The organism is Bradyrhizobium sp. WSM2793 (assembly GCF_000379585.1).
Lineage (GTDB): Bacteria > Pseudomonadota > Alphaproteobacteria > Rhizobiales > Xanthobacteraceae > Bradyrhizobium.
Genome location: NZ_KB902817.1, coordinates 1 through 26,131 on the forward strand (window position 1 = coordinate 1; position 26,131 = coordinate 26,131).

The 26,131-nt window shown below is 62.4% G+C and carries 29 protein-coding genes, 2 tRNA genes and 1 pseudogene; 16 read left to right on the forward strand and 16 right to left on the reverse strand.

From position 1 onward, the window contains the following. Both A3AS_RS44300 and chpT read right to left on the reverse strand, forming a co-directional pair. The coding region (locus A3AS_RS44300; protein ID WP_198293759.1) for an Hpt domain-containing protein at positions 1–606 on the reverse strand (606 nt) is incomplete at its 3' end. A 197-nt stretch (positions 607–803) separates the two neighbouring features. Continuing rightward, on the reverse strand, positions 804–1,457 hold the full coding sequence (chpT, locus tag A3AS_RS0136705; RefSeq protein WP_026202749.1) for a histidine phosphotransferase ChpT: 654 nt from the start codon (positions 1,455–1,457) through the stop codon (positions 804–806). Between the two features lie 229 nt (positions 1,458–1,686). Here chpT and A3AS_RS0136710 point away from each other — a divergent pair, with 229 nt between their 5' ends. After that, complete coding sequence (locus A3AS_RS0136710) at positions 1,687–2,469, forward strand: 3'(2'),5'-bisphosphate nucleotidase CysQ (RefSeq protein WP_049815094.1); 783 nt, start codon at positions 1,687–1,689, stop codon at positions 2,467–2,469. Between the two features lie 6 nt (positions 2,470–2,475). On the opposite strand, the gene A3AS_RS0136715 is transcribed toward A3AS_RS0136710, so the two are convergent. After that, on the reverse strand, positions 2,476–2,961 hold the full coding sequence (locus tag A3AS_RS0136715) for a YHS domain-containing (seleno)protein (RefSeq protein ID WP_020508802.1): 486 nt from the start codon (positions 2,959–2,961) through the stop codon (positions 2,476–2,478). Between the two features lie 139 nt (positions 2,962–3,100). Between A3AS_RS0136715 and A3AS_RS0136720 the strand changes: the two genes are divergently transcribed. The 4 genes from A3AS_RS0136720 to A3AS_RS0136735 all read left to right on the forward strand — a co-directional run bounded on the left by A3AS_RS0136720 (position 3,101) and on the right by A3AS_RS0136735 (position 6,249). Further along, positions 3,101–3,706, forward strand: a complete 606-nt coding sequence (locus A3AS_RS0136720; RefSeq protein ID WP_018322430.1) for a DUF1134 domain-containing protein — start codon at positions 3,101–3,103, stop codon at positions 3,704–3,706. Positions 3,707–3,827: 121 nt separating this feature from the next. Then, positions 3,828–5,126 carry a hypothetical protein gene (locus tag A3AS_RS0136725; RefSeq protein WP_018322431.1) on the forward strand — a complete coding sequence of 433 codons (1,299 nt, stop codon included), beginning with the start codon at positions 3,828–3,830 and terminating at the stop codon, positions 5,124–5,126. A gap of 160 nt (positions 5,127–5,286) precedes the next feature. After that, a tRNA-Val gene (locus tag A3AS_RS0136730) sits at positions 5,287–5,361 on the forward strand. 812 nt (positions 5,362–6,173) lie between these two features. Further along, a tRNA-Ile gene (locus tag A3AS_RS0136735) sits at positions 6,174–6,249 on the forward strand. 451 nt (positions 6,250–6,700) lie between these two features. Here the strand turns inward: A3AS_RS0136735 and A3AS_RS0136750 are convergent. The 9 genes and pseudogenes from A3AS_RS0136750 to A3AS_RS0136790 all read right to left on the reverse strand — a co-directional run bounded on the left by A3AS_RS0136750 (position 6,701) and on the right by A3AS_RS0136790 (position 15,315). Next, the gene (locus tag A3AS_RS0136750) at positions 6,701–7,744 is read right to left on the reverse strand and encodes a nucleotidyltransferase domain-containing protein (RefSeq protein ID WP_018322434.1); all 1,044 of its coding nucleotides are present in this window, start codon (positions 7,742–7,744) and stop codon (positions 6,701–6,703) included. Positions 7,745–8,120: 376 nt separating this feature from the next. Then, positions 8,121–8,774: a hypothetical protein gene (locus tag A3AS_RS0136755; RefSeq protein ID WP_018322435.1), complete on the reverse strand. Its 654-nt coding sequence runs from the start codon at positions 8,772–8,774 to the stop codon at positions 8,121–8,123. Between the two features lie 42 nt (positions 8,775–8,816). Further along, positions 8,817–10,046: an efflux RND transporter periplasmic adaptor subunit gene (locus A3AS_RS0136760; protein WP_018322436.1), complete on the reverse strand. Its 1,230-nt coding sequence runs from the start codon at positions 10,044–10,046 to the stop codon at positions 8,817–8,819. Positions 10,047–10,048: 2 nt separating this feature from the next. Beyond that, positions 10,049–12,412: pseudogene (locus tag A3AS_RS0136765) on the reverse strand (ABC transporter permease). A 4-nt stretch (positions 12,413–12,416) separates the two neighbouring features. Beyond that, positions 12,417–13,124, reverse strand: a complete 708-nt coding sequence (locus A3AS_RS0136770; RefSeq protein WP_018322438.1) for an ABC transporter ATP-binding protein — start codon at positions 13,122–13,124, stop codon at positions 12,417–12,419. A gap of 57 nt (positions 13,125–13,181) precedes the next feature. Next, positions 13,182–13,649 carry a hypothetical protein gene (locus A3AS_RS0136775; protein WP_018322439.1) on the reverse strand — a complete coding sequence of 156 codons (468 nt, stop codon included), beginning with the start codon at positions 13,647–13,649 and terminating at the stop codon, positions 13,182–13,184. 15 nt (positions 13,650–13,664) lie between these two features. Further along, a complete protein-coding gene (locus tag A3AS_RS0136780) occupies positions 13,665–14,342 on the reverse strand; it encodes an isoprenylcysteine carboxylmethyltransferase family protein (protein ID WP_026202750.1) in 678 nt (225 codons plus the stop codon). Beyond that, on the reverse strand, positions 14,342–14,599 hold the full coding sequence (locus A3AS_RS0136785) for a DUF2933 domain-containing protein (protein WP_018322441.1): 258 nt from the start codon (positions 14,597–14,599) through the stop codon (positions 14,342–14,344). The genes A3AS_RS0136780 and A3AS_RS0136785 overlap by 1 nt, the downstream gene beginning before the upstream one ends. Positions 14,600–14,679: 80 nt before the next feature. Beyond that, positions 14,680–15,315: a Spy/CpxP family protein refolding chaperone gene (locus A3AS_RS0136790; protein WP_018322442.1), complete on the reverse strand. Its 636-nt coding sequence runs from the start codon at positions 15,313–15,315 to the stop codon at positions 14,680–14,682. Between the two features lie 184 nt (positions 15,316–15,499). Here A3AS_RS0136790 and A3AS_RS44305 point away from each other — a divergent pair, with 184 nt between their 5' ends. Both A3AS_RS44305 and A3AS_RS0136800 read left to right on the forward strand, forming a co-directional pair. Beyond that, a complete protein-coding gene (locus A3AS_RS44305) occupies positions 15,500–15,874 on the forward strand; it encodes a hypothetical protein (RefSeq protein WP_157644494.1) in 375 nt (124 codons plus the stop codon). 89 nt (positions 15,875–15,963) lie between these two features. Beyond that, entirely contained in the window at positions 15,964–16,209 is a 246-nt protein-coding gene (locus tag A3AS_RS0136800) for a hypothetical protein (RefSeq protein WP_018322444.1), read from the forward strand. Positions 16,210–16,300: 91 nt separating this feature from the next. Here the strand turns inward: A3AS_RS0136800 and A3AS_RS0136805 are convergent, their stop codons facing one another. Both A3AS_RS0136805 and A3AS_RS0136810 read right to left on the reverse strand, forming a co-directional pair. Next, a complete protein-coding gene (locus A3AS_RS0136805) occupies positions 16,301–16,630 on the reverse strand; it encodes a DUF305 domain-containing protein (RefSeq protein WP_018322445.1) in 330 nt (109 codons plus the stop codon). A 92-nt stretch (positions 16,631–16,722) separates the two neighbouring features. After that, positions 16,723–17,895: an OpgC domain-containing protein gene (locus A3AS_RS0136810; protein WP_018322446.1), complete on the reverse strand. Its 1,173-nt coding sequence runs from the start codon at positions 17,893–17,895 to the stop codon at positions 16,723–16,725. Between the two features lie 229 nt (positions 17,896–18,124). Here A3AS_RS0136810 and A3AS_RS0136820 point away from each other — a divergent pair, with 229 nt between their 5' ends. Beyond that, positions 18,125–18,391, forward strand: a complete 267-nt coding sequence (locus A3AS_RS0136820; RefSeq protein WP_018322448.1) for a hypothetical protein — start codon at positions 18,125–18,127, stop codon at positions 18,389–18,391. Positions 18,392–19,113: 722 nt separating this feature from the next. On the opposite strand, the gene A3AS_RS0136825 is transcribed toward A3AS_RS0136820, so the two are convergent. Beyond that, the gene (locus A3AS_RS0136825) at positions 19,114–19,422 is read right to left on the reverse strand and encodes a hypothetical protein (protein ID WP_018322449.1); all 309 of its coding nucleotides are present in this window, start codon (positions 19,420–19,422) and stop codon (positions 19,114–19,116) included. Positions 19,423–19,455: 33 nt separating this feature from the next. On the opposite strand from A3AS_RS0136825, the gene A3AS_RS49580 reads away from it, so the two are divergent. Next, positions 19,456–19,581, forward strand: coding sequence for a hypothetical protein (locus A3AS_RS49580; RefSeq protein WP_245283368.1), 126 nt, complete (start codon positions 19,456–19,458; stop codon positions 19,579–19,581). Further along, on the forward strand, positions 19,566–19,781 hold the full coding sequence (locus tag A3AS_RS49585; RefSeq protein ID WP_018322450.1) for a hypothetical protein: 216 nt from the start codon (positions 19,566–19,568) through the stop codon (positions 19,779–19,781). The genes A3AS_RS49580 and A3AS_RS49585 overlap by 16 nt, the downstream gene beginning before the upstream one ends. Before the next feature lie 140 nt (positions 19,782–19,921). Here A3AS_RS49585 and A3AS_RS46140 read toward each other — a convergent pair whose 3' ends face one another. Continuing rightward, a complete protein-coding gene (locus tag A3AS_RS46140; protein ID WP_018322451.1) occupies positions 19,922–20,467 on the reverse strand; it encodes a hypothetical protein in 546 nt (181 codons plus the stop codon). Positions 20,468–20,992: 525 nt separating this feature from the next. Between A3AS_RS46140 and A3AS_RS46145 the strand changes: the two genes are divergently transcribed. From A3AS_RS46145 to A3AS_RS0136850, 6 genes are all read left to right on the forward strand, one after another. Continuing rightward, complete coding sequence (locus A3AS_RS46145; RefSeq protein ID WP_018322452.1) at positions 20,993–21,385, forward strand: avidin/streptavidin family protein; 393 nt, start codon at positions 20,993–20,995, stop codon at positions 21,383–21,385. A 267-nt stretch (positions 21,386–21,652) separates the two neighbouring features. Beyond that, positions 21,653–22,180 (forward strand): pyridoxamine 5'-phosphate oxidase family protein, encoded by a 528-nt coding sequence (locus A3AS_RS46150; protein ID WP_084674990.1) that lies wholly within the window; start codon positions 21,653–21,655, stop codon positions 22,178–22,180. A gap of 32 nt (positions 22,181–22,212) precedes the next feature. Beyond that, entirely contained in the window at positions 22,213–22,611 is a 399-nt protein-coding gene (locus A3AS_RS50205) for a pyridoxamine 5'-phosphate oxidase family protein (RefSeq protein WP_371260740.1), read from the forward strand. Positions 22,612–23,013: 402 nt separating this feature from the next. Next, complete coding sequence (locus A3AS_RS0136840; RefSeq protein ID WP_018322454.1) at positions 23,014–24,483, forward strand: PLP-dependent aminotransferase family protein; 1,470 nt, start codon at positions 23,014–23,016, stop codon at positions 24,481–24,483. Between the two features lie 103 nt (positions 24,484–24,586). Then, positions 24,587–25,216 carry an FMN-binding negative transcriptional regulator gene (locus A3AS_RS0136845; protein WP_018322455.1) on the forward strand — a complete coding sequence of 210 codons (630 nt, stop codon included), beginning with the start codon at positions 24,587–24,589 and terminating at the stop codon, positions 25,214–25,216. Between the two features lie 39 nt (positions 25,217–25,255). Continuing rightward, positions 25,256–25,933 carry a LysE family translocator gene (locus A3AS_RS0136850; protein WP_018322456.1) on the forward strand — a complete coding sequence of 226 codons (678 nt, stop codon included), beginning with the start codon at positions 25,256–25,258 and terminating at the stop codon, positions 25,931–25,933. Positions 25,934–26,131: the final 198 nt, after the last annotated feature.

Sequence of the window (26,131 nt, forward strand, 5' to 3'; positions counted from 1 at the left end):
TTCAGCCTTGGCAACGGGCGCGGGCGCCGGCGCTTCGATCGCGGTCTCGCGGAAGGCGCGCTCGAGCTCGTCGAGCGAGACTTCGCCCGGACGCAGCGGGCGCTCCAGGGTCTGCTCGATCAGCGAACCCGTGGTCATGTTTGCCGGCGCAGCAGCGGCAACCGGGGCTTCCGGCACCAGCGGCGGCGCCTCAGTGACGGGAGCAGCGGTACCTGCCGCCATGGCNGCCATGCCCTGCTCGACCATCGCTTCCAGCTTGTCGATGAGATCGCGGTCGNTCCCCTCCGGCTCGGCTTCGGTGGCTTCCAGGCCGGCCAAAATTTCCTTGATGCGGTCGATCGAGGACAGGATCACCGTCACCGCCTGCCCNGTCACCGGCATGCCGTCACGGAACTTGCCCATCAACGTCTCGCCGGCATGGGCCAGCGCTTCCAGCCGCGGCAATCCGAGGAAGCCGCAGGTGCCCTTGATGGTGTGGACCAGGCGGAAGATGTTATCCAGGATCTTGGCGTTGTTCGGCTCCTGCTCGAACTTCACCAACTGGTTGTCGACGGTGTCCAGGCTCTCGCTGGTCTCCGTCAAAAACTCCCGCAACAGATCATCCATGAAAACAGGCCTTCATACAGGGCGGGCACGCACGAATTGTGATGCGCCTATTCGGAATGGGGCCAGCTTCACCGCAAAGCGTTTAATATTGGTTGAGTATGTGCAAAAGAACGGAACCAACAAAGAGATAAGGCGCTCCGGACAAGCCGAAGCGCCTCGTAAAGATTTGATTAAGATGCCGAGCGCGCTGCGCGCGTTTACGAAGCGGTAATGATGATGGCTTCGCCTTCCGGCTTGAGCGTCACGGTGAGACCGCAGGCCTGCGCCAGCAGCCGCGTATAGTAAGGCTGGATCGCATGCGCATCCGCAGCAGGGCCGCGCTCGCCGCTCAGCAGCTCGGAGATGTTCTGCGGCAGGCGCGCATTATGTCCGGTCGCGGTGATGCGGAAGCTCATCGTCTCGCCCTCGCCGATCGGGTCGATCGTCAGCATGCCGCCGCGCGGGATCGTGTGCTGGGACACGACCAGCATGTTGAGCAGCAGCTTGACGCGATTCTTCGGCAGCAGGAGCCGCGGCAGATTCCAGGTGATCGAGCACTTGCCATCCTCGATGTGGCCGCGCGCCATGGTCTGGGCATCGCCGAGATCGATCTGCGCGCCGGAGGAGCCGGCGGCGCCGAAGGCGAGACGGCAGAACTGGAGCCGGGCGGAGGCGGTCTTGGCGCTCTTGCGAATCAGGTCGAGCGCGAATTCGCGATCTTCCGGCTTGGGATCGTCGTCGAGCACTTCGAGCCCGTTGACGATGGCGCCGACGGGGCTGATGAGATCGTGGCAGACCCGCGAGCACAATAGTGCTGCGAGTTCGAGCATATCGGGAGCAGTAGCGGTCGCGGGCGACGAGGCGTCAGACATATAAAGGGGTCCTGGAGGGTTCCTGAAATGCACGGCGCTGGACGCCGCGAATCACGCATGCTTGACGGATGCTGCGGGTTCTAACATTCGCCAGCCCGTGGCAGCTAGCTTGCGATAGGTTCGAAGCGGCCATAAAGGGCGGCGGGCGAATCAACTGAGGGGGACGAGACTTGCTGACGAATGAGGCACACAGGTGAGGATCATCGACGCCGAGGCCGCATCCCGGTTGATGGAGCCGCTCACCGCGCTGGTGGTGAAGGCGGGCGAGGCGATCCTCAGCGTCAACCGCGCGGCGATGCGGATCGACGGCAAGCAGGACGGCTCGCCGGTCACCGAGGCGGACCTTGCCGCCGACCATATCATCGCGGACGGCCTGGCCCAGCTTGCGGGCGACGTTCCGACCCTCTCGGAAGAGCGGACCGAGCTCGCCTCGCCCTCGTTTGATGGCAGCTTCTTCCTGATCGACCCGCTCGACGGCACCAAGGAGTTCGTCGCCGGTCGCGACGAGTTCACCGTCAACCTCGCTTTGGTGACATCAGGCGTGCCGCTGCTGGGCATCGTCAGCGCGCCCGCGCTCGGCCTGCTCTGGCGCGGCATCGTCGGCCGCGGCGCCGAGCGCGTGAGCTTTGACGGCGCTACCATCGGCGTGGCCGAGCCGATCCACACCCGCAGGCTGCCGGCGCAAGGCGAGCCCTGGATCGCGGCGGTGAGCCGCTCGCACGGCGATCCCAGGAGCGAAGCGTTCATCGATAACAGGCCCAACGCCGTCAGACGGATGGTCGGCTCGGCGGTGAAATTCGGCCGGATCGCGGAAGGCAGCGCCGACATCTACCCCCGCTTCGGGCCCACTTGTGAATGGGACGTCGGGGCCGGCTCTGCGGTCGTAACCGCGGCCGGCGGCAAGGTGACCGACGGCAAGGGCGGCGAGCTCCGCTTCGGCGAACGGCACGCCAGCGGCTTCATCATCCCGGAGTTCATCGCCTGGGGCGACCCGCAGGCGGCCAGACTCTGAAGGCTGCTACTGACCGAGCCTGTCCTGAAGGGCGGGCCAGCGTTTGCCGACCTCATAGAGGAACCGCTCGGGATTGGCGGCGAAGGCGTCGCGATTGGCCTCCCGGCTGAACAGATAGAGCCGCTGCGCCACGATCGCGAAGAAACGGGGATTGCCGGCGACGGTCACCCCGCGGGCGATATCGGCGGGGTCGTAGCCGCCGAATTGCGGCCCATAGATTTCGGGATAGGCCAGGAAGGAAGCGCGGTTGCCCTCGTTGCGAAAGCGCCAGACCGCACCCCAGAGGTTCGCCTCGAACTCCGCCGTGCCCCGCAAGGCCCGGCCATCGACGAAATAGGCGACGGGGTCGAACCCTTCGATGGCGACGCCGGTGAAGCGGTTGACGACGACCCGCTCGGTGGTGGCGGCCCCTGCCGGCGTGACCGGGCCGGTGAGCCATAGGCCCGACAGCAGGCCGACGAGGAGGCCGATCAAGGCAATTCCGGGGCGCAAAGGGCTATCTTCCTGCCGTTGTGCCGTCATAGTTGCTGCGGATAACATCCGAGTCGAGGGGACATCCGGCGCAACCTAGAGCCTCGCCTGTTGGCGTCAGGTTAAGGAAGCGACCGGTTTCGGTACCAGGGGTTCTTTTATGACTTTCGCATCACGCCTTGCTGCGCTCGCGCTTGCCGCGATGGTCGGCTGGATCGTGCCGGCCTCGGCCCAGCAGGCGCCGCCGCCCAATCTGCCGCCGCCGCAGCGGACCCCGACGCCCAGCACCTACGGGCCGGATGAGCTCGTCGGCGCCGGGCACCGTTTCTTCGGCAACGTCTCGCGCGGGCTCGCCTCGATCATCGAGAAGGCGATCAGCCAATGGGGCCTGCCCAACGGCTATATCCTGGGCGAGGAAGGTTCCGGCGCGTTCGTCGCCGGCCTGCGCTATGGCGAAGGCACGCTCTACACCAAGAACGCCGGCGACTTGCGCGTCTACTGGCAGGGCCCCTCGCTCGGTTTCGACTGGGGCGGCGACGGCGCGCGCACCATGACGCTGGTCTATAACCTGCCCGCCACCAACGCGATCTACCAGCGCTTCGCCGGCCTCGACGGCTCGGCCTACATCATCGGCGGCTTCGGCATGACGGCGCTCACCGCCAACAACATCGTGCTGGTGCCGATCCGCTCCGGGCTCGGCCTCAGGCTAGGCGCCAATATCGGCTATCTCAAATACACGCCGCGTGCGACCTGGAACCCATTCTAGGGTTTTCCTCTCCCATCGGGCTTACGGATCAAGGTTAACGACAGGCCGGGGCTGGCTTTTTGCCGGGCCGCCATGGCATGGTCGTTGGTGAATTTTTCCTTAAGCTTGGGAGTTCTGCCCCATGGTCGAACCGATCATGTACCTGGCGATCGGTTTCCTGCTGTCGATGCTGTGCGGGCTCGCGATCGTGCCGCTGGTGCATAACCGCGCCGTGCGCCTGACCACGCGCCGGTTGGAGGCCGCAACGCCGCTGTCGATGGCCGAGATCCAGGCCGACAAGGACCAGCTCCGCGCCGAATTCGCCATGTCGGCGCGGCGGCTCGAGATGAGCGTCGACCAGCTCAAGAACAAGACCACGAGCCAGCTCGCCGAGCTCGGCAAGAAGAGCGACGCCATCAACCGCATGAAGATCGAGCTCGGCGAGAAGAACGCCACGATCTTCGCGCTGGAGGCGCGCGAGAAGGCGGTGAAGGAGCAGCTCCGCGCCACCGAAGAGGAATTCAACGCCAAGACCGAAGCCCTGCGCGCGGCCGAGAACGCCCTGACCGACAAGCAGAACGAGCTCGCCAAGATCAACTCGGAACTATCCGACCGCTCGATGATGGCGGAGAGCCGCCAGGTCGAGCTGGTCGCGGTGCGCGCCCAGATCGAGGAATTGAAGAACCGCGTCGGCGATGCCGAGAAGGAATTTGCCGCCACCCAAGCGCGCCTCGCGCAGGAGCGGACCGAATCCGAGACCGCCTCGCGCGAGCTCGGCGATGCCCGCGGCCGGGTCGAGAATCTGAGCCAGCGGGTCACCGAGCTCGATCGCCAGCTGATCGGACAGGTGAAGGAGGCCGAGATGCTGTCGGGCCGCGTCGCCGACCTCGAGGGACGGCTCGCGACGCAAGGCAAGCTGCTCGCCGAGCGCGACTATGAGAACAACCAGCTCCGCCAGGCCCATGAGGGCGATGAGCGCACCATCAAGGAGCTGCGCGTCCAGATCGCGGCCTTGAGCGGCGGCAAATCCTCGGCCGCCATGGAAGCGCTGCGCGCGGAAAAGACCGCGCTCGAGGAGCAGCTGCGCACCGCCCGCGACGAGCGCGCCAAACTCCAGCGCGACATCAACGCGATCCAGCAGCAGGCGGAAAGCTCCTGGGCGACCGAGCGCATGGAGAATGCGCTGCTCCGCGAGCGCATCAACGACATCGCCGCCGAAGTGGCGAAACTCGCGATGCAGCTCGAAGGCCCGAACTCGCCGATCGAGGCGCTGCTGGCGGCCGAGGCCGGCCAGCCGCCGAAGCCGGCGCCGCGCCCGGCCAACGACGCCGCGACCAACGGCGCGGCCGCAGGCAGCCTGCCCGAAGGCGGCGGAACGCTGGCCGAGCGGATCCGGGCGCTGCAGGCCCACGCCTCCCGCGCCCGCCAGCAGGGCGCGTAAGCGGCCCGAAATCCGCCCTCCCTTGCGAATTTGCGCGACCGGCCAAGGTTTTCCGCCCCCGCGGCGCCTGGAAACTTGACACCTTAAGCCCGCACTTCTAAATCGCGGGCTCCGATGCGCCGGCCGGCCGAACAGGTCCGGCCGTCTGCATGATGGTCCCGGGCGCATAGCTCAGCGGGAGAGCGTTCCCTTCACACGGGAGAGGTCCAAGGTTCGATCCCTTGTGCGCCCACCATTAATCCCCTGTTTCCAATAAGTTAGAGACTTGCTTCCCCCACAGTGTGCCCTCAAAAGTCCGGGGCACAATCGGGGCACCCTGCAAAACATCACCACGTCCACCTCGCCCGCCGCTCCGATCTCGACGCTTAAGACGGCTTAGCTGATCTGTCACGACAAGATCCGCATCGGCACAATCGCCACGCCAGGGACCGATGGAGTTGGAAAGCTCGCGTCGAATCGCGGTTGCCATCGCGATCGTCAGGTCAATCGATGCAGCCCGCAGCGCCTTCGATACGCGGTGGCAGTGGCTTCGTTTCAGCCAATTCGCACGATTTCATTGCAACATTCTTCATGGAGAGCTGTATTGCTGCGCGCCGGCGGTTTCTGGCTAGCCTCCGCCTCGTTGTCTCATACCGAATTTGTCGAAAGACGCTGGAGTCGGTGTGTATTGGAACGTATGCGCACACCTACGGCCGCTCGACAGGGCCTGCTGTAGAAAGCCTGCGTTTATGCAGTTGTTTCCGCTGCAAGTCGTCCGCGAAGGCCCTTCTGCTCTGAGATGTCATTTGGTGCGTCGAGCGCTCGTCTGGCATTAACGACCAGATACAAATGACTGGCGAGTCGCAGTGGCACTGATCGACTGCCGCTCAGGATCTGCAAACTTTGCTCGCTGATCTTCTGCGACACTGAACGACGTCTGCTGTCGCGCCGCCGCGTTCGTAGACGAGCGAACATCAGAGATGCCTACATCCCGATTAATGCTATTGGCGAAATGCTGGCCGCGCTTTAAGCTATCCTTTGCACCCTTCCAGCGGTCGGCCAGCGGATGGGCCTGTAGCTCAATGGTTAGAGCCGACCGCTCATAACGGTCTGGTTGCAGGTTCGAGTCCTGCCGGGCCCACCAACGAAATCAATAATAATGTTGGTCCACTTTAAGAACGACTCGCTCGGGCTATAAGAGCGACTCGATTGCGGGCGTTAAGAACGACTCGATTTTGTAAGTCGACGTCCGGACTTGGAAAATCAGCGACTAATGTGAAAACGGAACATTAACGTCGGAAGGATTTCGCCGTGGGTACGTAAGCGATATCTCGGTGAGAGCAAGCCGTTTTGACGGCTCTTAGACGCCAGCAGCCGCTGGGCTGCCGGCGGTCCGATGCTCAAGCTGGCGCTGGTCGTGCTGCTGGTGCTGGTGCTGCCGCCGATGATGATGATGATGATGATGATGGCGGTGATGATGCCGGCAGCATGATCGTCGGCATGTCGATGAGCAGCAGCATGCTGATCATCATCATGGTGCCGCTGATGATCGGCGGCGCCGGATGTGCCGGAGCCGTTGTTGCCGATGCTGCCCGCTAGGCTCGCGCAGCGCCATCTTTCTTAGCGAAAAGAGGCGCCGCGCTGTCCACCACCTCTTTCGGAAGCATCCTCAATTGCTCTGCGTCGAACGGGAGGTGAGTAAGATAGTTCGCCACCAGAGCGCCTACAGCTTCAGCCTGCGCTGCATCTCGTTGGCGTTTGAGCGCCTCCCTATCCGCACGACGGGACAGCCATAGCTTATGGGCGGCCCAAACCCGCGGATCCGGAGCCACGATGCGTACCGGTTCGCCCTTTTCGTCGATTGCGACCGCCTCGAACGCGGAAGCATTCTGCAGCCAATCGAGTCCTTCGATTTGCACGGCGGTCAAATCTTCCGGGTCCGAGCCAACCTTGTCTGGAGCCTTCTTCCAAGGTGGGCTCTGCATTGGCTTTATCAAATCGACGAGATAGCCGTCCCGGTTTACAGCACGGAACGTCTGCTTGGCCCGTTCGAAGCTGGTGTCCACTCGCTTGAGTATCTTCATGAGCGATCTCTCCGAGACGTCGTCGCCCGCGACGAACGTAAGCCCGCCGCGCGCGTCGAACAGCAGATCGATGTCTTCCGTCGTGGCCAAGCCGGGATCGAGTCTGACGCCGGAAGAGGCCTCATAACCGTAGATCGCGTTCGTCCCGAGAATCCGAATCCCAGAACCCAACATTCCGAAGCCGTCGAGAGCACGCATGATCCGGGCTCCGATCAACGGTACGCGGCCCAAGCCGAGCGCACGATTGACGGCTGCTTGACGCTCCATGGTATCGCGCAAGTTCTTCACCCGGTCTTCTGCAGCAGCACGTTTAGCTTCGAAGTCCGCCTTCATCTTTTCAGTTTCGGGCGAACGCGCGCCGAGCGAGGCTTGCTTCCTGAGGCCTGCCTTGTCGTAGTAGCTCCGCACGAGGTATTCGCGGCCTTTCGACTCCACCCAGGTCAGGGAACCCCGATGGGCATCGTAGGCCTCCTTGGCGTCCCTCAGGGCCTGGAAGCGCTGCTGACTATTGACCACCTCGCGGCGTTGGTCGTTGTTAAGCTCTTGAAAATCCATGGTTTCAACAGTCGACCTGATTTTCTTAACCCCACTGTTGAAACGCTATTTATCATTCAAAATCAAAGGTTTCAACAGTTCCATCGAAAACGGGCCCGAACTGTTGAAACCGGGAACTCTTTACTTTCCCTTGGCTACCCGTCCCGATCGATCCACCGATCAAGCGCATGCCGATCGGTTTCTTCCTCCGCCCAAGGCAACGTCACGATCCAACTGGTAGATCAGGTCCGCTAGTTCCCGGTCGCCCAAAGAGGGCACCAGATCAACTGCTTCGTGTTCGATTACGCGCAGCGGGACGCCTTCTTCGTGGTGCTTGAAAGTCTCTGTCAGATGTTTCGGTAGCCACCGTTCGTAGTTGGCGAGGTCGACCCGAAGATCAGCGTCGTACTGAACGGCTCCGCAGGAACTCCTGATAATCCTCGATCCGCCTCGCTCGTTCGCGAGCCAAGCGAGCCCGCTTGGAGATGGCACTTCTAAGTTCGCGAAGCACGCCTAGCTCGGCGGTTGCGGCGCATCCGCCGAATGCGACGTGCTCTCGATCGGGGGTACGCGCAAGATAACCGTGTTTCTCGGTCAGCCGACCTTTGTGATTTTTGATAAATCGTGCTTCCCACACGTCGACGGCGATGCGTGATGCTATTCCCCGCAATATCTCGGATCCCACCCGCCTAGCGCTGAGTAGGTGGTGCATCGGCAACAAGTGTAGCCCTGCATCGTAGATGTCCGATTTCCAAAGGCGGTGCACACGAAGGACGTTGCGGTTGAACAGCGCGCAAGCCTCCTCATGATTGTCGGTGACCTGCACGATCCAATCAATCCGCCTTGAAGGCATCATCTGCCTTACCAACGCTGCAAGATTCTCTTCCGCAAATTCCGACATCGGCACTCCATCCCACCACGGTTGTGCCCTGCCGCTGGCTTCCAGAAACTTAACCGGGGTGCCGACGGCCTTGCCGTCGGGATGGCCGTCGGTTCGTCCTGAACGAATCATGTGAAAGGCGACGTACGACGACGCTTTCACGTCAACCAATTGTTTTCGATGAAACGCACGCCGCTTTCCAGAGGCGACCCCTCAGCGCTCCGCGATCCTGCCTCCGTCAGTAACCCGGTCGCTGGGGTGCAGCACCACGCGGTCCCCCGCAGCGAGCCCGGAGAGAACCTCGGCCACCCGGTTGTTCCGGTGCCCGATGGTGACGGGCACGGTCTTGGCGCGCCCATTGTCGTCGGCGAAAACAGCCCACTGGTCGCCTTTCCGAAACAAAGCGCTCACTGGCACGGTCAGCGCGTCCGGAGCGCTCCAGGTGGTCACGTGGACGACGACCCGGTAGTCGTGCCCGAGCGAGGCCCACGCCTCGGGCGGATCCGCGAAGTCGATGGTCATCCGGACCCGCTGCTCCTCGATGCCGAGGGCGGAGACCTTCAGGAAGCCGGCCGGGTCCACGCGGACCACCTTCCCTTTGATGGGCTGACCGCCCCATCCGTCGATCCGGACGGGGGCGCCGACCTTGATCTGGACGGCATCGGTCGAGAGGAGGTCTGCCACGATCTCGAGATCGAGCGGGTTGCCGATGTCGACGAGACGCGTCCCCGGCAGAACCGTCGCCTCGCTGTCCTGGGCGATCTTCAGCACCCGTCCGCTCGCCGGCGCGAGCACCCGGACGCAGCAGGTCGGCTCCGCAGAAGGCGCGGCGTTGGCCGGGTCCATCAGTCTGGCGGCCAGACTGGTCCGCACCGCGCGGCGCATCTCGACCTGGGCCTTGGCGCTCGCCAAATTGGCCTCGCTCGTCGCCACCTCGAATTTGGCCTTGTCGAAGGCCTGAGCCGAGGTGGACTGCGTCCGCAATAGCGTCTGCGCTCTTTGGAATTCCGTGCGCGAGAACTCAAGCGCGGCCTCGATCCGCTGCACCTCGGCCTCCTGCTGCTGGATCGCGGCATCCGCAGCCAGAACCTCCGCCTGAAGCTGGTCGCGCGAGCGCACGTCGATGAAGCCCGGCAGCGCTGGCTGCATCAGGGCAACGACTGTCTGGTTCGCGACGACCTCGTCGCCGACGTGAAGCGAAGGGCCCTGTTCGCCGAGCGGATGCGAAATCCTCAGCACTTTTCCGGCGATCGGCGCCGAGACGGTGTAGACGTGGCGGACGTGGGTCTTGCCGTCGTCGTCCGCCGTGACTTCGATGGGCCCCTTCGCGACCGTCGCGAGATCGACAAGTACGGGTCGGGGCCATGCGAACCAGGCCAGCCCTCCCACGATCGCGGCCAAGGCCGCAGCGCCGATGATGCGTTTGGTCCAGTTGGCCTGCATGGCTAATCTCGCGTCTTGAGGACCGCGACGAGGTCCAGGTTGTCGATGCGCTGGCGGATGACCGCCGCGGAGGCGATGGCGGCCAGCACCACCACGGAGGTGGCGAGCACGTAGGTCGAATGTTCGACGACGAGGCGGACGCGCATCAGTTCGCCGGCGAGGTTCGTCTTCATGACCCAAGCCAAGCCATAGCCCATCAGCCAGCCGGGCGGTTGCGCGATCAGCGTGAGGATGGCGAGCTCGAGCAGCAGGATGCGGAGCACCTCGCCGCGCGTGAAGCCGAGCACGCGCAGGCTGGCCAGCTCCCTGGCCCGTTCGGAGAGCGATATCCTAGCGTTGTTGTAGACCACGCCGAACGCGATGACGGCGGCGAGGCCGGTGTAGATGCTCGCCATCGTGGTGACGAGCAGAGCGACGGTCTTGCGGAAGTTCGCCAGCGAGACGCGCTGCAGCGCCACGCCCCCAACCGTCGGCATGGACTTCACCGCCGCGTAAAAGTCATCCTTGCGGTTTTCGTCGAGGCTGAGGTTCACGCTGTTCACGACGGGTGCCTCGCGCATCAACTTGCGGAGCGCCTCGATGTCCATCATGCCCCTGATGCCGAAATAGTCCTCGACGGTCGCCACGATGGGCATGCTGACCGTGCGGCGGGCACCCTCCAGCAGATCGAGTTCTACCGTGTTGCCGGCCTGTACGCCGAGGATGTGACCGAGCATGGCGGAAATGGCGAGGCCCGTCCCGGGGAGTGCGACCGGCCGGAGGTCGGCGTCGATGATGCGCCGCAGATCGGCACCGGCGGGCCGGCCGCTGATCGTGATCCTGCGTTCGACGTTGCCATTGCGGATCCGGACGGGCACCTCGCGGAACGGCTCGGCGGTAAGAACGCCCGGCAACCGGTTCACCTGCTGCACGACGTTCTCGATCCGCTTCTCGGCGAAGCCGATGGTCGCGTCCTGCCGATCGGCGAGGAAGTACGTCACGTCGATCAGTTGCTCCATGGTGTCGCGCGTGAACAGCGAGACGACCAGGATCGCGGTCGCGAGCGCCATGCCAAGCGTCGTGAATGCTGCCCTGACCGGATGGCGGGCGATGTTCCGGATCATCATCAGCGTCGGCTGCGACACAATCTGGTCGAGCTGGATGCTCGCCGGCAGCAGCCGCCGATAGACCGGTGGGGCGGGCGGCTGCATGGCGACCGCGGGAGGCAGCTTGACCACTTCACGCAGCGCCCGCAGCGCGCCAACGGCGGCGGCCGCCGCGCTGAGGGCGCCAGCAATAAGGTACAGATCCGGCGCCTTCGCGAACACCAGGAACGGGAAGTGGAAGAAGTCGCCGAACAGCGCGGTGACGCGATATCCGAGCCACGTGCCGGCGACGCCGCCCAGGATGACCCCGATAACCACGATCAGTGCNACGANCTTNAAGTAGTGCAGCACGATNCTGCNNTCNGNNTAGCCCAGNGCCTTCANGAGNCCGATCTGCTCNCGNTCGAGCGCGACCAGGCGGGTCAGGGTGAGATTGACCAGGAAGGCGGCGACCAGCAGAAAGATCGGAGGTAGCGTACGGCTCATGTTGTTGAGCATGTCGAGCTCATGATCGAGCCAGGCGTGCGAGGTCTGGTCCTTCCGGCCGTGGGCCGCTTGGCCGCCGTAGGGATCGAGCAAGACGTCGAGCCGCGAGATCACCTCGTGCTCGGACGCACCGGGCTGCAGCTTGATCGATACCGCGGAGAAGGCGCCATCGAGATCGTAGACGCCTGCGAGCGCCTTCTCCGACATCCAGACGATGGCGTAGCGGCGGTCGTCCGGCATCAGGTCGCCGGGCCCGACGGTGTAGACGAACTCCGGGGACAGCGCGGTGCCGACGATGACGAGCTCGCGCTTCTTGCCGTTGAGGATGGCCGAGAACCGCGCCCCTTCCGAGAAGCCGTGAGCCCGGGCGAACGGCTCGTTGACGACCACCTCCTCCGTCCGTCCCGGCTCCGGAAGTCGTCCGGAACGCACGTAGAGCCGATTGAGATGCGGCTCGCCGTTGTCGGGTAGCGAGACGAACCGCGCGCTGGCCGGCTCGGAGAAACCGGGAATGTCCAGCAGCGCCGGTTTGGCGATGCGGGCGTCAACCGCCGCGACGCCCGGTATCTCACCGATCCTGCCGGCGAGCGCCCTGGGCGCCCGCTTGGCCTCCGCGAACACGTCGCCAAAACCGTAGCGTTCGTAGTACGCGATCCGGGTCTCCTCCAGCGATCGATGCGAGCCGACAGCGAGCACCAGCGTAGCGACGCCGCCTCCGACGACGAGCGCGACGGCAAGGACCTGCGCCCAGAGCCGCCTGACGTCCCGGAACAGCTTGATGTCGAGCGCGCTCATGCCGTCACCAAGTGAGCTCGGCCGCTTCCCGCCGCGCCTCGTTCTTCAGAACGCGGGCGATGCGGCCGTCGGCGAAGAACAGCACTCTGTCCGCGACGCCTTGGATGCTGGCGTTGTGGGTGATGATGACGGTCGTGGTCCCGAGCTGCCGATTGACGCCCAGCAGCGCTTCGACGACGCGAATGCCGGTCTTCGAGTCCAGCGCGCCCGTGGGTTCATCGCAGAGCAGCACCGCCGGGCGCTTCGCGATCGCGCGGGCGATGGCCACGCGCTGCTGCTCGCCGCCGGAGAGTTGGGCGGGGAAGTGATGCATCCGCTCTTCGAGCCCGACCAGCGCGAGCGCCTCGGCAGGCCGCATCGGGTTCTTGGCAACCTCGGTGACCAGCGCCACGTTTTCGTAGGCAGTGAGGCTCGGCACCAGATTGTAGAACTGGAAGACGAAGCCGACGTGGTCGCGGCGGTACTTCGTGAGCTCGCGGTCCTCGAGATCCGTCAGGTCCAGATCGCGGAAGAACAGCTTGCCGCTGGTCGGTCGATCGAGGCCGCCCATGATGTTGAGCAACGTCGTCTTGCCGCTGCCGGACGGTCCGAGCAGTACGACAACTTCCTTCCCGGCGATTTGGAGGTCGACCTCATTGAGGGCATGTACCATCACCTCGCCCGAGACGTAGGTCTTCGTCAGTCCTTTCGCGGTGAACACGACGTCGCTCATGGCTGCCTTTCGTAAGGGAATTGTCGGTCGGGTCCGTCGCTTCGGTATTGACGTAGGTCAGGACGCGGCGCCCTCCTCGACCGCCGCATTGGGACGCTCCGCCGCTTCGCGGATGAACATCAGAATGCTTGCGGCCCAGACGAGGGCCATGCCGAGCAGCACCCACTTGAAATCGGAATGGATCATGAAGTTGACGACGGCCATCAACCCGATCGAGAGCCCGCCGGCGATCGCGACGCCGGCCGCAGCGGCTGCCCGATGTTCCCGGAAGGATGTCCAAGCCAGAGTAAGCGCGAGCACTCCGGTTGCGCCTATGTAGCCGCCCATGACCCGAAACACGTGAGTGAGCCACGATGCCAGCCTCGACCCGATCGACTGCAATTCAGCCGCGGTGAGGTCCATGTACCGGATGTCCTCCGGCAGCAACGGGGCCCGGAGGAAAAGAAAGTAGACGCCGACGCCGATCAGCAGAACGCCGGAGGCCGTCAAGAGCACCGAAGATGGGCGCCAGCGTGTGTCGCGCATCGTGGCCACTCCCGATCAGCCGTGGCGATAGGTGCTGCCGGTCGTACCCTGCCCGAGGAGCCGGCTCAGGCGCGGAATGAACCCCGGCACTTCGGCGGCGTACTTCGCATAGGCCTCGCCGAACTCCGACCTGGCGTCCCGCTCCTCGTTTCGGGAGAGCTTCACGTACATGATCGTCAGCACCGGAAACATCGCGAGCGTCAGGATCGTCGGCCACTGCAGGAGGAAGCCGAACATAACCAACACGAAGCCGACGTACTGCGGATGCCGCACGTAGCTGTAGGGGCCGGTGGTCGCCAAGCTTCGGGTCTGCTGCGCGTCGTACAGAACCCGCCACGCGGCGGAGATGAGGATGAAACCGGCCCCGATGAAGATGAAGCTCAGGATGTGGAACGGACCGGCGTGCGGGTTGGTCTTCCAGCCGAACATCATCTCCAGCAGGTGACCGGCATCGTGGGAGAACCAGTCGACGTTCGGGTAGTGCGACTGCAGCCAGCCGGACAGGAAATAGATGGTGAGCGGGAAGCCGTACATCTCGACGAACAGAGCGACCAGAAACGCGCCGAAGGCGCTGAAGGAGCGCCAGTCGCGGGAGGTCTGCGGCTTGAAGAAGCTGTAGGCGAACAGGATGAACACCGCCGAGTTAACGACGACGAGGCTCCAGAGGCCGTAGGCGGGCGCGGTGTCGTGCATCACTCGCTCCTCGAGTCGTTCGGCCGACCACCGCCGTGATGATGGTGGCCGTGTCCTCCATGCATGAAGAAGTGCATCAGCGGGCAAGCGAGCAGCGGCAGCCAGATCAGCAAGCCGAGCACGTGCGCCCGATGCTCGGTGAACAGGAGAGCACCGGCGATAGCAAGGAATCCAATCAGGACGAGGCCGGCCTTGGCCTTGGTGGACATGCCCTCCTGAGGGCGCTCTCGATACCCGGGATGGTCCTGCACCGACATCGCCAAGCTCCTATGGTTTCAAGGAGCCTACAGCCGCGGTTGCCATCATTGTTGAGGCAGGTCAAAAATCCGCAGAATCCTCACTTGCCGTGCATCGGCATGCCCATCCGCCCGCTCTGCATCATCGACATCATGCCCATCTGGGGCGCGAGCAGTTCGTCAGCGGCCTTCTTCTGCTCGTCGGAAAAGCTGCCGAAGAGGTCGGCGAGCGCCGACTTCATCGCCCGGGTGGACTCGAGCCGTGCCGACAGCCACTTTTCCTGCCAGGTGAGCCGATCCACCAAGGTCTCAGATCCGTAGCCGGCCATCATGGACTTGCGTAGCTCGCCGAGGGCTTTGGCGCTCGAGCGCAGAGAGTCCGCGAACGCATTCCGGACGGGCCCCTGAGCGTCCGTGATCTTCAGCTCGGTCCGGAGGAAGGCGATCCGACCCTCCACGCGATCGATCGTCTCCATCCCGCCCATGCCGTCTGCGGATTGGTGCATCATGCGCATCATCCGCATCATGTCGGGCATCTGCATGTTGCCGCCCATCATGCCGCCCATCGGGCCTTGCGACGGGCCACTCCCGCGCGGCGCCGCGGGAGGCGTGACCGGCTTGGCGGCGGGCACCTCCTTCTGCTCCGGATGATGACCCTGGTGTTCGGCCGGCGACTGTGCCAAAGCGGAATAGCCGAGCGTCGCGATGAGGACCGCGGCGAATGACAGTGCGCGCATGACAAGCTCCCAAGCGCTGTGATTGCTCGGGATAGGATGACTCGCGCTTGCGCCAGCCGGCTTGATTCACGTCAACCGAAATCTTCCCACTGTACCGTTTCCCTAGTTGACCTAGATCAATCCTTGGGCGGTGGAGGCCGCTGTACTCGCGGGGCGAACCTTGTCTCTGCCTGAGTAGTTTCCATTGAGCGATACTCAGCCCTCGATTGTTCCTGCACATTTGCCGTGGTTCGTCGCCGGACCGGGGCAAACCGATCTGTTGCTGATCCCGATGGCGATCTTCTTGATGCTGGTCATCTTCTTGTTCGGCGTCCTTATGCTCCGCCTGCATCATCTGCCGGAGCACATCGCCCGCAAGGGGCAGAAGGTGCAGTATCAGTTCGTCGCGACCTTGGGACTTCTCGCGATGTTTACCCACTACAACATCTTCTGGATTATCGCGCTGCTGATCGCGATGGTCGATTTTCCGGACTTCACCGGCGCGCTTGGTCGTATAGCGGACTCGGTCAAGCGCATTGCGATCCGGAAGGGCCCGGAAGCGCGACGCGTCCGGACTTGAGGCTTTGCTCACCGCGACTTTGAGGCACGTCAAAGACGTAAAGCAGTCTTTCTGCTTCGATGTGCCATCTTTAGCCCGGGAGAAACCACATGATCATCAGGACATTGTTCGCCGCAATAACTGCCGCGTCGCTCGCGGTGCCCGCGACGGCTCAGACTGCCGACAAGGAAAAGAACGGCCACCACTACAGCGGTGGTCCGAAGACCGAGGTCCCCCACCACATGGGCCCGAAGGATACGGCCGGCTCCTCCAAGAAGACGACCTCCGGAGGTCACCACTACACCGGCGGTCCATCGACATCGAATCCCCACCACATGGGCGACAAGGACAAGTGATGTTGTCCGGCGCCGGTGTGGCGGCCCGTCAGTCGGGTCGCTGCAGCCGTCGCCGGCGACGACGGGAGTGTTATGGGCCGCCTACCGCAGATCAACCGCCATGCTTCGAGAGCCAGCTCTGAAGCTGCTTGATCTCGGTCTCTTGTTCGCTCGTTCCCTTTTCCGCCATTTTCCGGATCATCGGATCCTTGGTCTCCTTCAGGACGACCTTGTTCATATCGATGGCGCCTTGGTGATGGGCGATCATCATCTTCACCCAGGCTTTTGTCGCGTCGGTATCCATTCCTTTCTGCATGTCCGCGTTCATCTTCTCCATGGACTGCTTGTAGGAATCCATCGCTCCGTCTTGGGCGGAAGCCTGGAGCGGAATGGCCGAGAGCGCCACGATGGCGAACGCGCAGGCGAGCAGCTTCTTGGACATGTGAATACCTCGTCCGAGTTGGTCCTAGACGATGCAACCGGACCGCGGGACCACGGTTCCTACCGCCCTCGCGCAAAGCGCCACCCTTCATGTCACGTTCGGGAAGAGGTGCCTTGCTCTGCCCCGGCCGAACCATCGCGCGACAAGCGCGGCCGATCGATCTCCTTGGACCAACTGCGGTAGTAGGCGACGCCGACCATGGTCGCGATTCCGCTCATTCCGACCAGGAGCTCGACGATGAGCCCGCCCGAGGTCGTGATCAGCACCAGATGCGCGACGAAGGAAAGAAAGATGCCGACGCAGAACACTTCGAGCGATTGCTGGCCGCACTTCACGAGAGACCGCAGAAGCGGGCCCGAGAGCGCCTCACAATCGCGCGGAATGAGGTTGACCGCCAGGACCAGCAAAGCCACTAGGTGCACGATTCGGTAGGGAGCAAGATAGGTCTTGTCGTTCGGCACGAACGGAGACCTGAGCCCGGGCGGGACCAGCGCCTGCAAGGCTGGCGCAGATGCGGACACCGTCACCAGGAATGCAAATACGACGAAGATGACGCTGAGAATGATGGCCCACCGGGACGATGCCACCCGTTGAATTCCCTCGCCGCTCCTGAGCACCATCCACCCGCCCAGCAGGAAAAGAAGCTGCCAGGTGAACGGATCGAAATACCAGTGTCCGCTCGGATACGACGTGAGGTTCCAGCCGAACTGACGCGCGGCGAGATACAGTGCGACGGATGCCAGCATGGTGAGGTCCGGCCAGCGCAGCAGGAGCCACAGCGCGAACGGAAAGAACAACATCAGCACGATGTAGAGCGGCAGAACGTCGAGGTTCAACGGTTTGTATCGGAGCGTCATGGCCTGAACCAGCGTATCGACAGGATCGTCCATGAGGCCGGCGACGTTGAACTGGTCCATCAGGTGAACGATGTCCCAGCGATGGGCGACGTAGTGGATTGCGGCGGTGTAGAACAGGAAGAGTAGTAGCTGGGCGACGTAGAGCTGCCAGGCGCGCTTCCACAGACGGGTGGCGCCGACGACGAATCCGCGTTCGGTCATCATCCGGGAATAAACGAGCGTTGCCGTATAGCCGGAAATGAACACGAACAGGTCCGCGCCGTCGCTGAATCCGTAATTCCGAGTGGTGAACCAGGCCAGCAGGCTCTCCGGCACGTGGCCCAGGAAGATCAGCCAGTTCGCGAGCCCGCGAAAGACGTCGAGCCGCAGATCGCGGTGCTTCCGGCCATGATCGGGAGATTTCTCCATCTGCTGGCTCTAGTCGGCGCCAATTGGGCGCTGCTACCCCTCGGTCGCCACCATGCCTTTGAAACGCATGAACGGACGTTGGCCCTCGGGGCCGAACAGGACAACGGCGTAAGGCTGCGGCCTTCCTCCTTCCATTCCCGGCGATCCGATCGGCATGCCCGGCACACCAGCTCCGCGCGATCTTCGATGCCCACCGCCCGAACCGTCCGCGCAAGCTGAAGGAGCCCCCGTGCTCGTCGTGACCGTCGATCTGGCGCCCGGCGGGGACGAAAGTCGCCGCCGGACCCTCGCCACCATGTCCATCTCGAACGAGAGCGACCTGGCGGAGGTGTCGGACTATCTCGTCACGGCTATGGAGGCCGCGAGCCCGCTGACGGGACGGCCGGCCGGCATCGCCCAGACGAGGGTGCTTTCGCATGACCGAAAGCAGCAGGTCTGGGCGCTGCTGCAGCGCGCTTCGGAGGAGATCATGAAGGCCGATTGGGTTGAATTTTAGCGACTCCCGGGCCGGTCGATTCACGCTGTCGTGGTAGCGTTGCCGGATGACCAAATCGACCGCCATACCTCGCGTACGCCTTGGAGCGATGCGCCTCGAACGCCAGGCTTAGCCGGCCGAGATCCCTGAGGGTCCGCCGGCGCGATGCCGGTGGACGCGGTGCTTCCCTCGAAGACGATCCATCCCAGTTCGAACGTCGGCCGTGCCGGCGACGAGGAAAAGTCCCATGATTGTCCCCGACCTTCGCAGCGGAGCTCCCGCTTCTCCGTAGCCTCCTCGCGACCCGACCTGCGCCATGCGGTCCGGCGTGAGCCGCCTTCCTCCCCGTCCCCCAGTAGAACGCCGGCGCGACCGTTCGCGCCTGTGTCGGGAGAACGTGCCATGCCCCATTCCCGGAGCCGCCTCGAGGTGCGGCGCGACCGCCGGCCGAACGACGTCGAGTTTCTCCGCGGCCCCCGAATCCGCGGCGAACTGGGCGCCACTGGCCGTTCCGGTCGCCAGTCGTCGCAGGTCGTCGTCCGTGCCGTTCGGGTACGGCCGATAATCAGACGACAACCTCGTCCGGAAGGCCGGCGCACCCGCTGTGCGCGTAGCTGCGTGATCGTTCGCTTCGAAGAGTGAACGGGAGGTTGTTCGCTTCGATCGAAGACGATCGACGCGACGCAGCCGACATCCCCGCAGCGCCATCGGCCGTCCGGCGCTAACCCGCTGAAAGACGTGCACTAACCCTCCGCCTTCGACGGGCCCGCACGCGCGCGGAGCCCGAACGGCGGAGCCATGTCCATCGCCGAGCGGCAGGAGGCTGCGATGTCGAAGGAAACCGAAAAGAGAAGAACCACGGGTAGCTTGCGGCCGAGGCTGGTGAAGATCGTGCGCGCCACGGGTGGCGAGCCGATCCGCACCATCCTCGAACGGGGGCACAGGAAGCCGACGGGAGTCTTCACGTCGCGCAAGAACCGGCGTGCGTTCGCCTGGGAGGCGATTGACGAGAGACACTTCATGTGGATCTGGTCGGCAATGCCGGCGCGCATGGGAAGAACTATGCTCTGCTTTATCGAGGCGAGGTGCCGGACCTCGCCCCGCTCTATGACGTCGTCTGCACGGCCGCTTACCAGCGGTTGGCGAAAAAGCTCGCCATGGCATCGGCGGGCGCTCGGTTCCGGATACGATTCAGTTGCAGCACTGGCTGACACTCGTTCCCGCAACACGCGGCGCACAACGTCTGCTCATCAAGGATATCAAGGAATCGGCCGAGAGGATCAGAAGCGCGGCCGACGGCCTCCTGATGGAGCTGGAAGAGGCAGGCATCACCCACACTATTCTTAAGGCGATCCGGGCTGTCATTGAAGCCCGCGCCTCTCATCTGCTGCGAATTACAGAGAAAGCGTGAAGAATAGTGCATCACTAGCGATGTAGAATCTGCGCAGGCACTCATTTTAGACGCACAGAGCCATCAACCGAGCCATGGCCAAGGGCTCCCAATGTCAGGAGCGCTATGACCACGAAATCAGTCCACGCCAGAGTTCTGGATCAACGCTGGTCGGAGCCGGGCTCAGGAATCAGTGGCGCGCCCCCGACCGAGATTGGCCCTTCTGGTTTAGATGGTTGAACCACTCTCTTCGCTGGCCTCAAAGCGGGATGGGCGGCCGGCGGAGAAGGAGCCGACAGCACAGGGGTAGGCGCGGGTATATTCTGCAAAGATTCGATCTTCGCGGTGAGCGCCTCGATCTGGTCCGCCATCCGTTTCAAATCGGCTTGTTGCGCGCCGATGTTGCGATTGAGCTCTGCAAGTTCATCTCTCGCCCTTTGTTGCCCTGATCGTATCTCCGAGAGAGCTTCCCTATCTTCAGGTGGCAAGCCGGGTGTTGAGGCAGCTTCACGCACCGACGATGTCGCGAAAACTGCCTCGATGTTAGTCCAATAGTAGGCTGCCCCGGCGCACAGACCAAAGGAGATGACCACGATCGCGAGAATCCAGGAAAAACGTCGTGGGGATTTGTGTAAGACGGGTGGCAACTCCGAGGCGCTCGCTTGATCAATCACATCCATCATCCTCAGCTTGCCATTCCCATTCATCGGTCTTTCTCGTTGACGTGATAACGGGCAACCGTCAAGAGCTGCCGTGAAGCACGGCTGCTGACCGCAATCTCGCTATCACCGCGTCAGCAATGGCGTTGCGAAGTAGCGAGATCAGAACCTCGTCGCGCAGCTGCAGGTGAAGCGCCCTTTTACATTCGGCACCATCAATCGACGATCTCGGTGAGAGCATCGTAGCCCGCAGGTCGCCGATGCATCCATTGTCTTCGGCGGGTCCGCAAAACGGGTGCAGATCAAGAAGTAGGACCCGCCCCGTCGTAGGAAGCGCGCCTCACCAAAATAACCGAGCATCGGCTCGAGCTCGGCTGCCCAGGCGAACCGACGCAGGGAAGCAAGGCCGCTGGGATCGAGGGACGCTGACTTCGCCGCGATCCAGCCCGATTTCGTGAATATGCGCCGCATTCCGTTGTCGAATGCGAGAAAAGAGCAGCGAACGTCACCTCAAGTTATACCAAATTAGTTATCTAAGTTGCTACTTTTAAGCGAACTCTCTTGGGGCTTCATATGAAGAGACTTCTGGGATTTTTGTTGATCGCTCAGTTTTGCTTGCTTTGCGCCGAGGCCAGGGCGCAAGGGCTTCCTGCTCCCTCATACTGGAAGAATGAACGGGGTTCAGAACTGTTTGTTTGGTCCGCTAATAGCGGGTCAATACAAGGGACTTTCACAAACCATGCTCAAGGGTTTGCTTGCCAGGGTATCCCTTATCCTGCATCGGGAGCCGTTCGTCCAACCGGACTGTATTTTGTTGTTACTTTTGCCCAGTGCAATTCTTTCACCCAGTGGGTTGGAAAAGTTAACGGGCCTCAGATGCCAACGTCATGGACGCTGTTCTACGTTGATAAGAACGGCAAGCCTAGCAAGTTGAAGGGCGCGGATATATTCACGCGCGTATGGTAGTGTTCAATCTTGCAACGTCGCGACCTTAGATCGAACTCGCTCTCGCGAGTTTCGGTCTGGGTTTCCTTGAGACGCGTAAGCTCTCCGTCGCTGCCGGCCCGCTCGCGTTCGGCCCAGCTACCGCTCGTCACCGTGTTTGGACGATCGGCAGATCGTGAGCGGTCCATCGAGCTGGCGGATCGGCTTTTCAAGGTGATCGACGAGCATCTCGCAGAACGGAAGTTCGTGGCGCCAGCGCCCCGATAGCAGGCTCGTAGAGAGTGCATCATGATGCCGGAACGGGATTCGTCTCCGTTTCACTCGGGTGAACTAGAAGTCCAGCGGCGGGCAGGTGTGGATGACAACATCCGCAAGTATTCAAAGGTGGCAATTCGAAAGGAGATGCCGGTACAGCATCGGGATTTCTTCACCAACCTGACTTATGTCTTTGTCGGGTCAGCCGACAAGGACGGGCGGCCAAGCGCATCGGTCCTGACTGGGCCGCGAGGCTTCATATCGTCGCCAAATCCGGCGCGCCTGCTGGTAAGGGCTGGCCGATCTGCGGACAACACCTTGAACGAGAATCTGGTGGTTGGCGCGAATTTGGGGCTGCTAGGTCTAGACCTGACCAATCGACGGCGAAACAGGCTCAACGGACGAACTGTGAGTGTCGATGCCGACGGCTTTGAGCTTATCGTGCATCAAAGCTTCGGCAATTGCGCCAAATACATCGAGATCCGCAAAGGCATAACCGCGGATGGCCTCGGGCAGGTCAGAAGCCGAGATTTGAATTCAAACAGCTCAACGATCGGGTGAAGCATGTCATTCAGAACGCGGACACTTTCTTTGTGGCGTCCTGCACTCCGGCACAGGACGGAGTGCCCGTCACCTATGACTGCGATATATCCCATCGTGGCGGACGCCCCGGATTCGTGGTTGCTAGCGATCACGAGATAACTGTGCCTGACTTCTCCGGTAACCTGTATTTCGACACGTTGGGCAACTTTTCGGTCCATCCATATGCAGCGTTGCTCTTCATCGATTTTTCGACCGGTGATCTGGTACACATTCGCGGCCGCGTTGAAATTTTTTGGAACGATCCGCCGATAGCTGGCTATTCAGGTCGCCCAAAGGGCCTGGCGATTACATGTCGGAGATGGATACTTGGCGGAAACCGCGTCTATTCGGTCCGATCCGGGCGTGGAATTCTCGCCCTTCGCGTCCATGACAGGACTTTGGGGAGATAGTTAGGTTTAAGTTTTCTACGCCGCGGCCGCTGAACTCAGTTGCTCCCGATCCGCGTTTCTCACACAAATCAAACCGACGTATTATCCGCCGTTCGCGTGGGTCGCTCGCGAGTTCTCAAGCGAGTTCAACTTCGTGCGAACCTCGGATTGGGCAAGAACATCGGTACTCGCGCAAGTACGGAAAGGAAACGCAAGTTCGGGGCCATAATGGTCCGCAAGTGGCCATCGCAGCAATGCCGCGGCTGCAAGCGACAACGTTCGATTCTTAAGCATGCGGCTCTCGACAAGAAGCCTCCTATTGAGGTTTCTTTGCTCCATTCTGGCAAAGTTAGTTGGCATTCAGCAAGAAAGCCTACAGACTAGCCCGACTGCGAAGCGACGCTAACTCACTTTGATGGCCAGATGAAGACGTCCACGCCAAAGGGCACTGGGAGCGTAGGAGCACGTCAAATCTACGACGCCCTCAAGGGCCAGATCCTGGGGCATGTTTATGGCGCCGATGGCCTGCTGCCGTCGTCTCGCGGGCTTGCCGGCGAACTCGGCGTATCTCGCAGCACCGTGACAGTCGCCTACGAACAACTCGCGGCCGAAGGTTTCATCAATATCCGTCATGGCGCCCGCCCGCGCGTTGCAAGAGCTGTTGCTGAAATGGAGCACACCGGGACGAAGTCCCGGCCGTCCTCGCGGAGGGTGCGGCTGTCGATGTATGGCGAGCGTGTGAGGCAGACAGCGCCGCGGCCGGAGGGGCGAGTTCGCGACCTCGTGGCAAACTTTCGGTATGGCGACCTCTCTCCGTCGGATTTCCCCGTGCTCGCGTGGAAAAAGGCCGTGGTTGCCGCGATTACGCAGCGGCCCGAAAGATTGGCCTACGACGATCCGTGCGGATGTCGGCGGTTACGCGCCGCGCTCCAGGGCTATCTCTGGCGCTCGAGAACTGTCCGATGCGACAGCGATCAGATCATTGTCGTGAATGGTTCGCAACAGGGGCTCGATCTGTGCGCGCGTCTACTGCTAGACCCCGGCGATCGGTTCGTCATGGAAGATCCCGGCTACTTGATGGCAAAGCACGCCTTCTCGGCCACGGGGGCTACCGCTGTGCCAATCCCGGTCGATAAGGACGGATTGCTCACAGAGCGGCTCGCAAAAACGGAAGCACGCGTTGCCTACGTGACGCCGTCGCATCAATTTCCGTTGGGCAGCGTCATGCCAATAGGGCGCCGGCAGCAGTTACTCAACTGGGCAAAGAAATTCAACGCTTACGTGATCGAAGATGACTACGACAGCGAGTACCGCTATGACACCAAGCCCATTCCCCCGCTGCACGCCCTCGAAGATAGCGAGAACGTCATCTATCTTGGTACCGTTTCGAAGACGCTCTCGCCCACGCTGAGGATCGGCTACCTGGTTGTGCCGCCCGAACTACAGTCCATCTTCTCTGCCGCCAAGCAGGGCATCGACCGGCACACGCCGTTGTTCGAGCAGGAGGCGCTTGCCACGATGCTCGAGACCGGCACCTACGACAGCCATGTCAATCGCATCCGAAGGCGCAATGGCGAGCGTCGGAAAATGCTGCTCGATGCCTTACGCCGCAAATTTGGCGATCGTATCCAGATCGACGGCGCCGCAGCCGGCTTGCATGTCGTAGTCTGGTTTTGCGATCTGCCCCAGGCGTCCGAAGCAATATTGATCGAGGCTGCGCGCGCGAGGGGCGTAGGTATCTACCCCGTCTCTCCGCTCTTCGATCCACGTCAACCTGGTCGTGGGCGCCGGCCGGAACTTGCTGGGCTGGTCATGGGTTATGCCGCCCTGCAGCCGCGCCAGATCGAGCATGGCTGTCAACTGCTGGCTCAAGCGGTGGAGCAGCTTCGTTAGCGCCGATAGCGGCGCGGCTAACTGGACTACCACAATTTTCAGTAACTGGCAGTTTCATCCATACCAGGCCGGCGTTATCTCAGGCGCAGAATGGAGAAACACCATGTATGTGCCCCCCGCCTTCAGGGACGATGACCTCGACAATATCCGAGCGACGATCCGCTCTGCCCGGCTGGCCAATCTGGTCACCGCCACGACTGACGGTCCAATTGCGACGCCTCTGCCGCTGTTCCTCGATGAGACCGAAGGCGAGCGCGGCGTGCTGTACGGGCACGTGGCAAAGGCCAATCCACAATGGAAGGCTTCCTCGATCGGCGAAGCCCTCGCGATTTTCATGGGTCCAGAAGCCTATGTGACGCCCTCCTGGTACGCCACCAAGCAAGAAACCGGGAAGGTGGTGCCGACATGGAACTACATCGCTGTCCACGCCCATGGCCCGGTTGATTTCTTCCATGATCCCGAACGCTTGCTGGAGGTTGTCACACGCCTTACGAACATTCACGAGAGGCCGCGCGCGACGCCTTGGACCGTTAACGAAGCTCCTGCGGATTACATCGCAGCACAGTTGCGCGGGATCGTTGGGGTGCGCATTCCCGTCACCAGGTTCGAAGGCAAGCGCAAGATGAGCCAGAACCGTCCCGAAGCTGACCGCACCCACGTCGCCGTCGGCCTTGCGGCAAGCGAGGAGCCGAGGGATCGAGAAGTGGGACTGCTCATTTCGGTTCAGGGCTGAGGCGAGAGTTCCCCAAATTAACACGATCACGGCTAAACGATGCTTGGCTTTCAGACCCTCCTTTTGTTCTTGGCAGCGGCCGTCGTTGTCGCAATCACACCGGGGCCAGGCATCTTCTACATCGTGGCGCGAACGCTTGCCGGCGGGCGCACGGAAGGATTGGCGTCGAGCGTTGGCCTCGGTCTGGGCGGGCTTGTGCACGTTTTCGGCAGCGCCGTCGGCATATCTGCGCTCGTCATGGCAAGTGCGGAGGCGTTCACTTTTCTGAAGATCGCGGGAGCCCTGTATCTCATCTGGCTCGGGATCAAGACATGGCGCGGAGCCCGAGTCCTCGAACCAACAGGGGTTCAAACGACGGGGGCGCATCGCGCCTTTCGCGAAGGCATCGTGGTCGAGGCGCTCAACCCGAAGACGACGGCATTCTTTCTCGCCTTCATCCCGCAATTCGTCGACCCAACCGCGCACGTCGCCGCGCAGTTCATCGTGTTTGGCCTCATCTCGGTTGCACTGAACACAAGCGTCGACTTAATCGTGACCTATTGGGCTGCGAAGGCGAGAGCCGGGTTTGCAAAGCGACCGTCATTCATTGCCAAGACGCGACGGGCGTCGGGCGCCGTGATGGTTAGCCTGGGTGCTGATTCCGATGATCTCGCCCGGGTGTACCGATTTGATCTCGCCCAGGATTCCGAGATGATCTCGCCCACCATTCCGATTTGATGTCGCCCGGGGCGCGAGGCGTTCTGGCTGTCTGGTTTCTGGCATCGGCGAAGCCGCGTGGTCAATCTTGAATCGCGGCTCGACGGGTTGGTTTTTCTGTTGCTCCTGCTGTGGGCATGTGGGCAACGCTCTTGCGTTGTCCAAGCGTAGCGGCATGTCCACAGCGCCACAGGCTCAAGCCTTTCGGTCGGGTTTGCG

Coding starts and splice junctions, on each gene's coding strand:
- chpT (WP_026202749.1), bottom strand. CDS start 1,457: ATGTCTGACGCCTCGTCGCCCGCGACCGCTACTGCTCCCGATATGCTC.
- A3AS_RS0136710 (WP_049815094.1), top strand. CDS start 1,687: ATGGAGCCGCTCACCGCGCTGGTGGTGAAGGCGGGCGAGGCGATCCTC.
- A3AS_RS0136720 (WP_018322430.1), top strand. CDS start 3,101: ATGACTTTCGCATCACGCCTTGCTGCGCTCGCGCTTGCCGCGATGGTC.
- A3AS_RS0136725 (WP_018322431.1), top strand. CDS start 3,828: ATGGTCGAACCGATCATGTACCTGGCGATCGGTTTCCTGCTGTCGATG.
- A3AS_RS0136750 (WP_018322434.1), bottom strand. CDS start 7,744: ATGGATTTTCAAGAGCTTAACAACGACCAACGCCGCGAGGTGGTCAAT.
- A3AS_RS0136760 (WP_018322436.1), bottom strand. CDS start 10,046: ATGCAGGCCAACTGGACCAAACGCATCATCGGCGCTGCGGCCTTGGCC.
- A3AS_RS0136770 (WP_018322438.1), bottom strand. CDS start 13,124: ATGAGCGACGTCGTGTTCACCGCGAAAGGACTGACGAAGACCTACGTC.
- A3AS_RS0136775 (WP_018322439.1), bottom strand. CDS start 13,649: ATGCGCGACACACGCTGGCGCCCATCTTCGGTGCTCTTGACGGCCTCC.
- A3AS_RS0136780 (WP_026202750.1), bottom strand. CDS start 14,342: ATGCACGACACCGCGCCCGCCTACGGCCTCTGGAGCCTCGTCGTCGTT.
- A3AS_RS0136785 (WP_018322441.1), bottom strand. CDS start 14,599: ATGTCGGTGCAGGACCATCCCGGGTATCGAGAGCGCCCTCAGGAGGGC.
- A3AS_RS0136790 (WP_018322442.1), bottom strand. CDS start 15,315: ATGCGCGCACTGTCATTCGCCGCGGTCCTCATCGCGACGCTCGGCTAT.
- A3AS_RS0136800 (WP_018322444.1), top strand. CDS start 15,964: ATGATCATCAGGACATTGTTCGCCGCAATAACTGCCGCGTCGCTCGCG.
- A3AS_RS0136805 (WP_018322445.1), bottom strand. CDS start 16,630: ATGTCCAAGAAGCTGCTCGCCTGCGCGTTCGCCATCGTGGCGCTCTCG.
- A3AS_RS0136810 (WP_018322446.1), bottom strand. CDS start 17,895: ATGGAGAAATCTCCCGATCATGGCCGGAAGCACCGCGATCTGCGGCTC.
- A3AS_RS0136825 (WP_018322449.1), bottom strand. CDS start 19,422: ATGCGCGCCGGCATTGCCGACCAGATCCACATGAAGTGTCTCTCGTCA.
- A3AS_RS46140 (WP_018322451.1), bottom strand. CDS start 20,467: ATGAATGGGAATGGCAAGCTGAGGATGATGGATGTGATTGATCAAGCG.
- A3AS_RS46145 (WP_018322452.1), top strand. CDS start 20,993: ATGAAGAGACTTCTGGGATTTTTGTTGATCGCTCAGTTTTGCTTGCTT.
- A3AS_RS46150 (WP_084674990.1), top strand. CDS start 21,653: ATGATGCCGGAACGGGATTCGTCTCCGTTTCACTCGGGTGAACTAGAA.
- A3AS_RS0136840 (WP_018322454.1), top strand. CDS start 23,014: ATGAAGACGTCCACGCCAAAGGGCACTGGGAGCGTAGGAGCACGTCAA.
- A3AS_RS0136845 (WP_018322455.1), top strand. CDS start 24,587: ATGTATGTGCCCCCCGCCTTCAGGGACGATGACCTCGACAATATCCGA.
- A3AS_RS0136850 (WP_018322456.1), top strand. CDS start 25,256: ATGCTTGGCTTTCAGACCCTCCTTTTGTTCTTGGCAGCGGCCGTCGTT.